The organism is Psychroflexus sp. MES1-P1E, assembly GCF_002836055.1.
Taxonomy (GTDB): domain Bacteria; phylum Bacteroidota; class Bacteroidia; order Flavobacteriales; family Flavobacteriaceae; genus Psychroflexus.
The window spans coordinates 1-11,520 of record NZ_PJBS01000098.1; the positions used below are offsets into that span (position 1 = coordinate 1).

Below are 11,520 nucleotides of genomic sequence, written 5' to 3' on the forward strand. Positions count from 1 at the left end.
TTTAACCGGACAAACGCTTAATGAAATTGATGGGTTCTTTGTTTCAGGAGAGCTTACAGGGCATTTATATTTCGATGAAAATGGAAATGGTACTCAGGAGTCAAGTGAAGCAGACATGCCGAATGTTGATGTTGAAATTACCGATGTGTTTGGAGCTACCACAACACTTGTAACAGATTCCAATGGAGACTGGAGTATAGACTTACCGCCTGGTAATGCTACATCTGATATTGATGAAACTGATGCAGATTTCCCAATAGGAGCAGCGCAAACAGAAGGGGACAATCCAACAACCACAACAATTGTAATAGGACAAACCTTCAATGAGGTTGATGGGTTTTATGAATTAGGCATTCTAAGTGGTCGTCTATATTTCGATAACAATGGTAATGGCACTCAGGATGCCAGTGAGGAAGGAATACCTAATGTAACAATATTTGTTATTGATTCGTTTGGTGACCAATTAGAAGTAGAAACTAATATAGAAGGTGATTGGGACATTGAAGTTATTGCAGGAGTAACTATTTCTGAAATAGATATTACAGATTTAGATTTTCCAACCGATGTTACACAGACTGAAGGAACAAATCCAACTACGACTTTAGTAAACGCAGGATCTTTGGTGATATCTGATAATGACGGGTTTTTAATTGACGATATTATTATATATAATGCGGTTTCTTCGGAAGGCAGTACTTTCCAAAATCAGTTTTTTAGAATTGAAGGGATACAAAACTATCCAGAAAATTCAGTTCAGATTTTTAACAGACAAGGCGTAAAAGTTTTTGATGTGGAGGGATATGGACTAAATAATAATAAACTATTTAGAGGATTTAGTTCTGGTAATATTACTATCCAAAAAGATGAGCGTTTGCCTACAGGCACTTATTTTTATATATTGAATTATATCAATAGAAATGGAACACCTGAAAGGAAGAACGGATATTTACATTTAAATTAAATTATGGCTAAGCGTCGAATTCTGAATATAACTTTAGTATGCAGTTTGCTTGTTCTAGCAGCTCAAACAGTCTCTGCGCAACAAGATCCCAACTTTACTCAATATATGTATAATACATTGAGTATAAACCCAGCATATGCTGGGTCCAGAGATGTTCTTAGTGCTGTAGCCTTACATAGGTCTCAATGGCTTGGCTTTAATGGTGCTCCAACTTCTCAGACTTTTTCAGCTCACACTCCTATTAGTGACGGCAAAATGGGTCTAGGTTTTAATATAGTGAATGATCAGATAGGAATTACTCAGGAAACCGATATCAATGCTGTCTACAGTTATGCTTTAGACATGTCTAGATATACTAAGCTCTCATTTGGTATAAATGCAGGAGTGAATTTAATGAATATAGATTACAGAGATCTTAATATTTTTGATCCAACAGATCCAGAGTTTAATAACAATATAGAGAACAAAATCTCACCTCAGGTAGGATTAGGTGCCCTGCTGTATAATGATAAGTATTTTGTAGGCTTGAGTGTTCCTTCTTTATTGAGGAATGATAGATTTTCAGATAATTCTATTTCAGATGCTACGGTTAGAGATCGTTTACATTACTTTCTTACAGCCGGTCTTGTATTTGAGCTTACGCCTGCTTTAAAATTTAAGCCCTCAGTTCTATTTAGACATGTAAGTGGTTCTCCATTATTAGCAGAATTATCTTCAAATTTTTTAATTAATGATAAATTTACTTTAGGAGCAGCCTATCGTTTGAATTCTGCGTTTTCCGGTATTGTTGGTTTTCAAGCATCAGACTCTATTTTATTAGGAATAGCTTATGATAGAGATATCTCTACTTTTTCTAGTTATAATGATGGATCCTTAGAGTTTTTTGTAAGATTTGAATTGTTCAAAAAATATAAAAAAATGTACACCCCTAGATTTTTCTAAGCATGAAATTCACTAATAGACATATAATTTTTTTCGTAATAATTTTTATTACGGGTTTAGGCTATGGTCAAAAAGATAAGCTTAAAGAAGCCGACAAAATGTTCGAAAGTTACGCTTTTATAGATGCTCAAAAAATTTATTTGGAGGTCGCTAATAATGGCTATGAATCCGAAAATTTATTTAAAAAGCTAGGCGATTCATATTACTTCAATAGCGATTTAGAAAAAGCTTTTGAATGGTATCAAAAATTATATGATATAAACCAAAATCTTCCTAAAGAGTATTTATTCAGATATGCTCAGTCTTTAAAGAGCATCAAGCTCTACGAAAAATCTGACGAAATCATGTTTGAATTTGATACTCTCAATGAAATGGATAGTAGGGTTTCTAGATTAAAGAAAGAACGCAATTATCTTGAACTCATAGAAATGCAGTCTGGTAGATTTGAGTTGAAAAAGATTTCTATAAATTCTGATTACTCAGAATTCTCTCCATCCTTCTATGGAAATAGACTAGTATTCGCATCCAATAGACCAAATTCTTGGTTGGTCAAAAGAATTCATGAATGGAATAATAAACCTTATCTCAACTTATATAGTTCAGATTTATCAGATTCCTTAGTCATCAAATCTGAACCCATTGTGTTTTCAGAAAAATTAAATTCAAAGTTTCATGAGTCTTCAGCGGCTTTTAGTAGCGATGGAAAAACTGTCTATTTCACTAGAAATAACTTCTCAGGTAATAAGCTGAAAAGAGGAGAAGATGGTATAAGTTATCTAAAACTTTTCAAGTCTGAATTAAATTCAGAGAACACTTGGACAAAACCTGAAGAACTGCCTTTTAATAATGATAATTATTCTGTAGCTTATCCTGCATTAAGTAAAGATAATAAGACACTTTATTTTTCTTCTGATATGGATGGAACAATTGGGATGTCCGATATTTTTAAAGTTGAAATTCGTAAAGACAATACTTATAGTATTCCTGAAAATCTAGGAGAAAGCATAAACACTGAAGGGAGAGAAAGTTTTCCTTTTGTAAGTGATGATGGTCTCCTTTATTTTGCCTCAGACGGACATCTAGGCTTAGGTGGTTTAGACGTTTTTGTAGCAGAAATAAAAGATAATGAAAAATTAGGGGAAGTTTTTAATTTAGGTAGACCTATTAATAGTTCTAAGGATGATTTCAGTTTTATTATTAATTCAAAACTGAAGAAGGGATTTTTTGCTTCTAATAGAGGTCAAGAAGGGACAAGTGATAATATTTATGAATTAACTCAATTAAACAAATTAATCACCGATTGTTTCCAATTATTAAATGGCAATATTTTCAAAACTAATGGAGAAGATCCTTTGAGTGATGCAAAAGTCTCTCTTTTTGATAGAGACTTGAAAATATTAGACTCCACTATTACAAATTCCAAAGGTTTCTATCAATTTGAAGTGGACTGTAGCTCTAGTTATGTTGTAAGGGTCTCCAAGGATGGATTTTCTACATCTGGTGAGGTAGTAGAGATAAATTCTGATTTTGGAACTGAAAACTCTTTGAATTTTTCTATGAATGAAGGAGGTGAATTAGGGATTACAAAAGCAGATGATGGAGATGATTTAAGTGACTTACTTCAATTGGATACTATTTATTTTGATTTAGATAAATTCCAAATCAGACCCGACGCAGAAGTTGAACTTCAAAAGATTATTGCGGTCATGAAATCTTATCCTACTGTGCGTATTGATGTGAGGTCTCATACAGATAGTAGAGCAAGAGATGAGTACAATCAAATACTCTCAAATAAACGAGCCAAGGCAACCATAAATTATATCATAGAAAAGTCAGGGATTTCATCTGAACGTATATCTGGAAGAGGCTATGGTGAAAGTCAGTTAGTCAATAAATGCTCTAATGGAATAGATTGTTTTGAATCTGAACACGCGTTAAATAGGAGATCAGAATTTATTATTTTAAAGCAAAATCAAAGCTTTGAAGGAAATAGATTACAACAGAATGAACTAAGAACATCTAAAGTTGCGTTTTATGATTTTAAAAATTCATCTGAAGAGCTTTATACAGTACAAATTGCAGCTTTAAGAAAAACAGGATTAGAAATTAAATTTAATCAAGTTAAGGATGTATTTAGTCATGTCTACGACGATGGTTATGAGCGCTACTTTTCCTCAGTTTTCAAAACTAAAGATGAAGCTAGATCTTACAGTGTCCTACTCATAAAATCTGGGATTAAAGGTGCTTTCGTTGTAGGTCTTAGGGGTGAAATTAGATTTTAGGTATCTTACCAAATTTTAAATAATTCATAAATAAAACCTTTTATCGTTAGGTTAATTTTTCTTTATTGAATTCAAATTCAACTTATTTCGTATTTTTGAGATATGGAAAATAGAAATGAAAACTATGTCATCCTAGTCGATGAAAAAGATAATCCGCTAGGAACTATGGAGAAAATTGAAGCTCATGAAAAAGCAAAACTTCATAGAGCTTTTTCAGTTTTTATATATAATTCTAAAAATGAATTGATGCTCCAACAAAGAGCCTTAACCAAGTACCATACTCCTGGTTTATGGACCAATACATGTTGTAGTCATCAAAAGCTAGAGGAATCTAATATTGAAGCTGGGAAGCGGCGTTTACAAGAAGAAATGGGATTTTCTACAGAACTCAAAGAAACTATTTCGTTTATTTACAAAGCTCCTTTCGAAAATGGTCTAACAGAACATGAGTTCGATTACATTTTAGTGGGGGAATATCAAAATGATCCTCAACCCAATTCAGATGAAGTCCACGATTGGAAATGGATGAGTCTAGATGATATTGAAAATGATATAAATAAGAATCCAAACCTATACACAGAGTGGTTCAAAATTATTTTTGAAAAGCACAAAAGTGAAATGGTAAAATCTTAAATTAAACTAATGAAAGTAACAGTTCACCGCAAAGCGCATTTTAATGCAGCGCATAGACTCTATAGAAAAGATTGGGATTTTGAAAAAAACAACAAAGTTTTTGGGAAATGTAACAATCCCCATTTTCATGGCCATAATTACGAATTGATAGCTTCGGTAACAGGTGATATAGACCCTGAAACAGGCTATGTCATAGACATCAAGGTGCTTAAGGATATGATAAAATCTGAAATAGAAGATGCTTTTGATCATAAAAATTTGAATGAACAAGTTCCAGAGTTTAAAGACTTAAATCCGACAGCCGAAAATATTTCAGTAGTAATTTGGAACAAATTAAAGACTAAATTAAACAAGAACCATGACCTTGAAGTGACCTTATACGAAACTCCAAGAAATTTTGTAACCTATAAAGGAGAATAATATGTCTATTGAAAAAGGAGATTCTATACCTAGTTTCCAACTAAATGACCAGAACGGTATTGTTTTCAATTCCGATGATGTCATTGGTAAGAAACCAGTAGTTATTTACTTTTATCCAAAGAATTTTACTCCTGGGTGTACCAAGGAGGCTTGCAGTTTTAGAGATAGTTACGAAGACTTTAAAGAAATAGGAGCAGAGGTGGTAGGTATTAGTGGCGATTCTGAAAAATCTCATGCTAAATTTACAGCAAAATACAACCTCCCTTTTATTTTGTTGGCAGATAGCACTGGAAAAGTGAGAAAGAAGTTTGGAATCAAAAAAAGCTTACTAGGATTAGTGCCAGGTCGGGAAACCTTTGTAATTGACGCTCAAGGAAAATTGATTTTTAAATTCAACAGCCTCGATGCTTCCAAGCACATGAAAAAAGCGCTAAAGGCCATTAAAAAAATAAATTGATGCTCTACCCTTTTAAATTTAAACCAATTCTTAAAGAGAAAATTTGGGGAGGTAATAAATTAAAGTCTAAATCTAAGGGTGATCTTTCTCAAAAGCAAATTGGTGAAAGTTGGGAAATAAGCGGTGTCGAAGGTGATATATCGATTGTCCAAAATGGAGCCTTAGCAGGTAGGACTTTAAATCAATTAATTTCTGAATTTAAAACTGAATTGGTTGGAGAAACTGTCTTTGAAAAATTCAATGGCGAGTTCCCTATTCTTATAAAATTCATAGAAGCCCAAGAAAACTTATCGGTTCAACTTCATCCAAGTGACACTTTAGCTAAAAAGCGACATAATAGTTTTGGGAAAACAGAAATGTGGTATATCACAGAAGCTGAGTCAAATGCTGAGCTTATTATCGGTTTTAAAGAATCTATCACAATTGATAGATACAAGGATAGCTTGGCTAAAGGACAATTAGAAGATGTTTTGAATAAAATAAAAGTTGAGGAAGAAGAGGTTTTTTTTATAAAACCTGGTTTAGTTCACGCTATAGGAGCAGGAGTTACACTGGCTGAGATTCAACAAACCTCTGATGTCACCTACAGGCTCTATGATTGGCTCAGAGTAGATAAAGAAGGTCGTTCTAGGGAATTACATACAGACCTTGCCTTAGAGGCTATTGATTTTCAAGTTAATTCAGATTATAAAATTGAGTACGATTCTATATTCAACTCTAAAGTTTCTCTCGTTGATTCTCCTTATTTCAAAACTAATTTTTTAGAAATCAATCAGCGAATCACCTTAGATTATTCTTTAGTAGATTCTTTTGTTATATATATGAATGTAGGGACTCAAATCGCCGAGTTGACTCATGATAAAAACTTATTTGTGTTATTTCCAATGGAGACCATTTTGCTTCCCGCGTGTATTAAAAAAATCGAATTTAAATCTTCAGGAACCAAACTTTTAGAAATCAGTATTTAATATTAAAATTAGTTTACTTTTGCCGAAATTAAATTTTTATAAAAATGGCTAGTAAAAAGGAACTTAAAAAAGACTTAAACAATCGCTTCGGTGAAATCATCGACGGAGCACTTATCAATCAAGAAGCAGACTCAAAAGATTCTAGTATTAAAACTGAAGAGCTTGTTGACGATATTATTTCAGAATTTGATAATATTATCGAACAAATTAACAAAAGAGATTCTGAAGATAGAGCTAAGCATTTGAAGTCTGTCAAAGGAAATATAAATAAAAAGGCTGATGAGTTTATAGAAAGACTCAACAACCTTTAATTGTTTTTATCACTGAGGTTATTGAATTACTCTTTGTAGACTTCTTCAATAACTTCAGTTTCTACACTTTCTTCATCATTTTTCTTTCTTTCTTTAATCAACTCGTCTAGTTTTTTACCATAGAGTGACTTTCTTATAGGTTTGTCCAAAGCAGTGTAGACAGTATCCAAATATTTTATGTTAGCGTCAAAAGCTTCTGATAGTAAAACATAAGGAGAAACTTCCAAGTTTTTATTATTTAGTGCAAAATTGACGGTATATAAATATTTTCTTTTCAGTATAGAATTGAATCTCTTGTTCAAACTGTCTAGTTTTTCTTCATTTTGAGACTTGCTAGCCTCAAAGTTAGCTTCTATAAGGTCTAGCCTTTGGTTGTTAAACCGTGTAATCACTTCATTATATTCTTCAAGCTTTTTCTGATTCTCAAAATTAGATGTGATTTCTAAATCAATTCCATAATTTTTTAAAGAAGTCATCAACCTCAATTCTCCTGGCTCAGCGAAAAAATTTATGAGATCAGCATAGTCATCTCCATCATTTCTGTCCAGCTCAATAAACATAATCTGTGGTTCATCGATATAAGTAGTGAAACTAAAATCAGATGAGCCTTCAACTTGAATAGAATCTATATTGACTAAACTAGTATCTCCAATTTTCTGTAAGTATAGGGTTCCTTTTTTTAGACCAGTTATTTGGCCAGTAATCATCAAATTGCTTTTTTTATTATCACAAGAGCTAACTAAAAAAGCAAAGAGTAAAATTGGTAAAAAATGTTTCATTGGTACTTATATTTAAAGATTAGATGAAATTTTCATTAAGAATGTACAGCCTATAGCTGCGTAAGTTCCTACAATATATCCAAATACAGCGAGAAGAACCCCAACACTGGTTAAGGAAGGATGAAATGCCGAGGCAACTACGGGTGCAGATGCTGCACCTCCAACATTAGCTTGACTCCCAACGGCTAAGAAAAAGTAGGGCGCTTTTATGAGTTTGGCAACTAAGATGAGTAAGCCTGCATGAATTGACATCCACACAATACCTATCAAAATAAGACCTGGGTTTTCAAAAACGGTAGTTAAGTCCATCTTCATACCTATGGTTGCGACTAAGAAATAAATAAAAACACTGCCTAGTTGACTAGCACCAGTTCCTTCGTATGATTTAGCTTTCGTAAATGATAAGCCAACTCCAAAAGCGGTAGCAATGGTAATCATCCAGAAAAATGTTGAGGTAAAGGAAGATAGGGCAGAGGTTTTATCATTAAATATTTCAAAATTAGAAATTAGAAAATCTGAGATATATTCAGATGCCCAATGTGAAAACCCTACAGCGGTAAATGCAATACCTAGCATTATCATATAATCCTTAAGCTCGGGTTTTCTAGAGACACTTTTCGTATAAGAAGACATTTTCTCTTTTAAGTCTTCAATGGCCGTATTATCAGCATTGAGCCACTTATCGATTTTATCAGACTTCCCTATTCCTAAGAGTATGATAGCAAGCCATAGATTTGCGATAACAATATCTACCAAAACCATACCTCCATACTTTGCAGGATTATATTTGAAAATTTCAAGCATTGCTGCTTGGTTGGCTCCACCTCCAATCCAGCTTCCAGCAAGAGTAGATAAACCTCTCCAAACCGCATCTGGACCAGCTCCGCCAACAGTTTCTGGAGAAAATAGAGAAATCAACAAAATTGCAATGGGTCCTCCAATAACAATCCCAACCGTACCGGTAAGAAACATAACCAGTGCTTTATATCCTAGATTTTTAATGGCTTTTAAGTCTATGCTCAAGGTCATTAATACTAAGGAGGCTGGAAGAAAATAGCGGCTGGCTACCAAATATAAACTCGACGACGAATCACTTATAATTCCTAAAGAATTAAAAATAGCTGGAATAAGATAGCACATCAACACTGCTGGAACGACTTTATAAAACTGACTCCAAAATCCACTTTTTAAATTTGAACTGTAGAATATAAAACCGAGGGAGAGCATGAGTACTCCAAGAACAACAGCGTCGTTAGTAAATAGTGGTATTTTATCCATCTTAAAATTTTAAGGGGTAAAAGTAAAAATTATTAGCAATTGTATGACTTTATTGCGTTTTAAAATAATCAGATAAAAACTCTGCAACTCCATCTTTTTTGGCATCACCTATAATTTTATTGGCTATTGCTTTAACTTCTTCTTTAGCATTTCCAACAGCTAGGCCAAGACCAGAAGCTTGTAGCATCTCAATGTCATTGTAATTATCACCAAAACTCATGACTTGAGAGAACTCAAATTTGTATTCAGAAGAAATCAAAAATTCAATAGCAGAGCGTTTTGAGATTTGCTTAGGAGCTATTTCTATATAGGTATCCTTAGATCGGTAAAGGTGTAAGTCATTTGGAAATTTATTGGATAATACAGTATAGAAATCATTAACCAAACAAGGGTCCCCCATACACATGATTTTGTGAGCACCAGTTTGCAGGGGATCCCAGAGATCGAGAACTTCGGTATTGTTCTTGATTTCTGGATTGACTTTAGTATTATTTGTTTCTCTTTGTGTCCATTGGTCTTGTTCAGGCGCATACCATTTGTCATTTTGATATAAACTTAAATGTAAGCTGTCTTTATTCAAACCAATGATCTTTTTAACCAGTTCAAAAGATAGGGTTGTGCTTTGTTTTACTTCGTTATCAACCAATATTAATCCCCCATTATAGGCCACTAAAGGCAAGTTCTCAATGCCGAGTTCTTTTTGTAAATGTCTTATCGCAGAGGGCATTCTAGAGGATATAAGAATGAGAGGTAGTTTATGCTTTAAGTTATGAAATTCAATTTTAGTTTTGCTGGAAATCTTTCGTTCAGTATTCAACAAGGTCCCATCGATGTCGCTACATATAAGTTTTATCATGGTCTTTTAGGTTGAATTTATTACTGCCCAAATTAAAGAGTTTATAATGTAAATCTCTACTATTTACCTGTTAATTATGTTTCATCTTTAGCAGAGGATTTATCTGAAAATTTAATACTCACTTAAAACTATTACATATATATTTGAATCAAAAAGCCAAAATGAAAATTATACTCGTTTTTTTAATTTTATCACAACCGGTATTAGCTTCTAATGATTGGGGACAAAATGGTCACCGATCTGTTGGAGAAACTGCAGAACATTATCTTAAATCCAAAGTTAAAAATAAAATTGATCGAATTTTAAACGGCCAGTCGCTAGCAGATGCTTCGACTTACGCAGATGAAATTAAAAGTGACCATGACTACGATAGGTATAAACCTTGGCACTACGCTAACATTCCTTTTGATAAAACCTATGCTGAAACTGAAAAGAATCCTGAAGGGGATATCGTTTTTGGTATTCAAGAGTGTATAAAAAAACTTAAAGCAGGTGCTCTAAATGAAAAAGAAGAGCAGTTCTACTTGAAAATGCTCATTCATTTAGTTGGTGATATGCATCAACCATTGCATTTTGGTCTTAAAGAAGATAGGGGGGCTAATGATTTTAAAGTAAAATGGTTTAACCAACCTACTAATATGCACAGGGTGTGGGATACGCAAATGATTGAAAGTTATAATATGAGTTACAGCGAATTAGCTGGTAATTTGCCTAAACTTAATAGGGACGAAGTAAAAAGCATTAAATCTGGATCTTTGTTAGATTGGGTTGAAGAAAATAGGGAATTGACAAGAGAGGTTTATAGCTCTGCGTCAGCTAACGAAAATCTAAGTTATAGATATATGTATGAATGGTTTCATGTACTCAAGATGCAGATTAATAAAGCGGGACTAAGATTGGCAGTGATACTGAATGACATCTATGCTTAACGCTTTGAGATTTTGTTGTGAGTAATTTGCTTTTGTCTTGAAGATTTAAATTTTTTCATAGAATTATCACTGAGTTTTCTATGTTTTGTAGATCTTCCTTGAACCCTTTTTCTCCACATTCTAAAGCTTGAGGGTTTCATTTCTTTTTGCATGATTTTAATAACTTGAGCTTCTGTAACTCCAAACTGAAATTCTATAGCTTCAAAAGGAGTCCTATCCTCCCAAGCCATTTCTATAATCCTGTCAAGTTCTATTTCCGTAAATTCTTTATCCATAATTATATATATAAGTAAGCCCACCAAATTAATACAAATTGAAGTGGGATTCTAAGTAATAGTATCCATTTTGGGATTCCCATAGCATATTTTTCACCTCTAAGCATATTAAAGTGAACGCTTAAAAACGCTATGAGTATTAGAATGATTGCTGTAGCAGCCAAGCTTCTTGTTTTTTGAAAAAATAGTCCAATGCCCAATACGATTTCAATGGCGCCTGAAAGATATACAAGAAACTTTCTTGCTTTAAAAAATCTAGGCATGACTTTTAAATAAGCTTTCGGCTTTATAAAATGTATAGTTCCTGCAAAACTATACATAACGCCCATCAAAATTAAATCCCAATTCATATTAGCAAAGTATAAATATTATTGAGTTTTACATGAGTCTTTAAATTATTTAGGTGTTCTTTCACATTTTGATAATTTC

General features: G+C 33.2%; 14 protein-coding genes. 9 read left to right on the forward strand and 5 right to left on the reverse strand.

Going from position 1 to position 11,520, the window contains the following annotated elements:
- From CXF67_RS02335 to CXF67_RS02370, 8 genes are all read left to right on the forward strand, one after another.
- A partial coding sequence (locus tag CXF67_RS02335; protein ID WP_180957868.1) for a T9SS type B sorting domain-containing protein occupies positions 1–961 on the forward strand: 961 nt, incomplete at its 5' end.
- Positions 962–964: 3 nt separating this feature from the next.
- Positions 965–1,903 (forward strand): PorP/SprF family type IX secretion system membrane protein, encoded by a 939-nt coding sequence (locus CXF67_RS02340; protein ID WP_102087281.1) that lies wholly within the window; start codon positions 965–967, stop codon positions 1,901–1,903.
- Between the two features lie 2 nt (positions 1,904–1,905).
- Positions 1,906–4,185: an OmpA family protein gene (locus tag CXF67_RS02345; protein WP_102087282.1), complete on the forward strand. Its 2,280-nt coding sequence runs from the start codon at positions 1,906–1,908 to the stop codon at positions 4,183–4,185.
- Positions 4,186–4,287: 102 nt separating this feature from the next.
- The gene (gene idi / locus CXF67_RS02350; protein WP_102087283.1) at positions 4,288–4,818 is read left to right on the forward strand and encodes an isopentenyl-diphosphate Delta-isomerase; all 531 of its coding nucleotides are present in this window, start codon (positions 4,288–4,290) and stop codon (positions 4,816–4,818) included.
- 9 nt (positions 4,819–4,827) lie between these two features.
- Entirely contained in the window at positions 4,828–5,238 is a 411-nt protein-coding gene (locus CXF67_RS02355; RefSeq protein ID WP_102087284.1) for a 6-pyruvoyl trahydropterin synthase family protein, read from the forward strand.
- Position 5,239: 1 nt separating this feature from the next.
- The gene (locus tag CXF67_RS02360) at positions 5,240–5,695 is read left to right on the forward strand and encodes a peroxiredoxin (protein WP_102087285.1); all 456 of its coding nucleotides are present in this window, start codon (positions 5,240–5,242) and stop codon (positions 5,693–5,695) included.
- Positions 5,695–6,663, forward strand: a complete 969-nt coding sequence (locus CXF67_RS02365) for a type I phosphomannose isomerase catalytic subunit (protein ID WP_102087286.1) — start codon at positions 5,695–5,697, stop codon at positions 6,661–6,663. The genes CXF67_RS02360 and CXF67_RS02365 overlap by 1 nt, the downstream gene beginning before the upstream one ends.
- 44 nt (positions 6,664–6,707) lie before the next feature.
- Positions 6,708–6,974 (forward strand): hypothetical protein, encoded by a 267-nt coding sequence (locus CXF67_RS02370; protein ID WP_015023289.1) that lies wholly within the window; start codon positions 6,708–6,710, stop codon positions 6,972–6,974.
- A gap of 26 nt (positions 6,975–7,000) precedes the next feature.
- On the opposite strand, the gene CXF67_RS02375 is transcribed toward CXF67_RS02370, so the two are convergent.
- Genes CXF67_RS02375 through CXF67_RS02385 form a run of 3 tightly spaced genes read right to left on the reverse strand, consistent with a single transcriptional unit; the run spans position 7,001 to position 9,887 of the window.
- The gene (locus CXF67_RS02375) at positions 7,001–7,753 is read right to left on the reverse strand and encodes a DUF4369 domain-containing protein (protein ID WP_102087287.1); all 753 of its coding nucleotides are present in this window, start codon (positions 7,751–7,753) and stop codon (positions 7,001–7,003) included.
- 12 nt (positions 7,754–7,765) lie between these two features.
- Positions 7,766–9,031: a DUF819 family protein gene (locus CXF67_RS02380; RefSeq protein ID WP_102087288.1), complete on the reverse strand. Its 1,266-nt coding sequence runs from the start codon at positions 9,029–9,031 to the stop codon at positions 7,766–7,768.
- Positions 9,032–9,080: 49 nt separating this feature from the next.
- Entirely contained in the window at positions 9,081–9,887 is an 807-nt protein-coding gene (locus CXF67_RS02385; protein WP_102087289.1) for an HAD family hydrolase, read from the reverse strand.
- 161 nt (positions 9,888–10,048) lie between these two features.
- On the opposite strand from CXF67_RS02385, the gene CXF67_RS02390 reads away from it, so the two are divergent.
- The gene (locus tag CXF67_RS02390; RefSeq protein WP_102087290.1) at positions 10,049–10,816 is read left to right on the forward strand and encodes a S1/P1 nuclease; all 768 of its coding nucleotides are present in this window, start codon (positions 10,049–10,051) and stop codon (positions 10,814–10,816) included.
- On the opposite strand, the gene CXF67_RS02395 is transcribed toward CXF67_RS02390, so the two are convergent.
- Both CXF67_RS02395 and CXF67_RS02400 read right to left on the reverse strand, forming a co-directional pair.
- Positions 10,813–11,091, reverse strand: coding sequence for a TIGR03643 family protein (locus CXF67_RS02395; RefSeq protein ID WP_102087291.1), 279 nt, complete (start codon positions 11,089–11,091; stop codon positions 10,813–10,815). The genes CXF67_RS02390 and CXF67_RS02395 overlap by 4 nt on opposite strands.
- Before the next feature lie 2 nt (positions 11,092–11,093).
- The gene (locus tag CXF67_RS02400) at positions 11,094–11,441 is read right to left on the reverse strand and encodes a DoxX family protein (protein WP_102087292.1); all 348 of its coding nucleotides are present in this window, start codon (positions 11,439–11,441) and stop codon (positions 11,094–11,096) included.
- Positions 11,442–11,520 lie beyond the last annotated feature (79 nt).

Bases quoted from the DNA above. Each gene is read 5' to 3' on its own strand.
- CXF67_RS02395 (WP_102087291.1), bottom strand. From the start codon at position 11,091: ATGGATAAAGAATTTACGGAAATAGAACTTGACAGGATTATAGAAATG.
- CXF67_RS02370 (WP_015023289.1), top strand. From the start codon at position 6,708: ATGGCTAGTAAAAAGGAACTTAAAAAAGACTTAAACAATCGCTTCGGT.
- CXF67_RS02375 (WP_102087287.1), bottom strand. From the start codon at position 7,753: ATGAAACATTTTTTACCAATTTTACTCTTTGCTTTTTTAGTTAGCTCT.
- idi (WP_102087283.1), top strand. From the start codon at position 4,288: ATGGAAAATAGAAATGAAAACTATGTCATCCTAGTCGATGAAAAAGAT.
- CXF67_RS02385 (WP_102087289.1), bottom strand. From the start codon at position 9,887: ATGATAAAACTTATATGTAGCGACATCGATGGGACCTTGTTGAATACT.
- CXF67_RS02380 (WP_102087288.1), bottom strand. From the start codon at position 9,031: ATGGATAAAATACCACTATTTACTAACGACGCTGTTGTTCTTGGAGTA.
- CXF67_RS02400 (WP_102087292.1), bottom strand. From the start codon at position 11,441: ATGAATTGGGATTTAATTTTGATGGGCGTTATGTATAGTTTTGCAGGA.
- CXF67_RS02355 (WP_102087284.1), top strand. From the start codon at position 4,828: ATGAAAGTAACAGTTCACCGCAAAGCGCATTTTAATGCAGCGCATAGA.
- CXF67_RS02340 (WP_102087281.1), top strand. From the start codon at position 965: ATGGCTAAGCGTCGAATTCTGAATATAACTTTAGTATGCAGTTTGCTT.
- CXF67_RS02345 (WP_102087282.1), top strand. From the start codon at position 1,906: ATGAAATTCACTAATAGACATATAATTTTTTTCGTAATAATTTTTATT.
- CXF67_RS02365 (WP_102087286.1), top strand. From the start codon at position 5,695: ATGCTCTACCCTTTTAAATTTAAACCAATTCTTAAAGAGAAAATTTGG.
- CXF67_RS02390 (WP_102087290.1), top strand. From the start codon at position 10,049: ATGAAAATTATACTCGTTTTTTTAATTTTATCACAACCGGTATTAGCT.
- CXF67_RS02360 (WP_102087285.1), top strand. From the start codon at position 5,240: ATGTCTATTGAAAAAGGAGATTCTATACCTAGTTTCCAACTAAATGAC.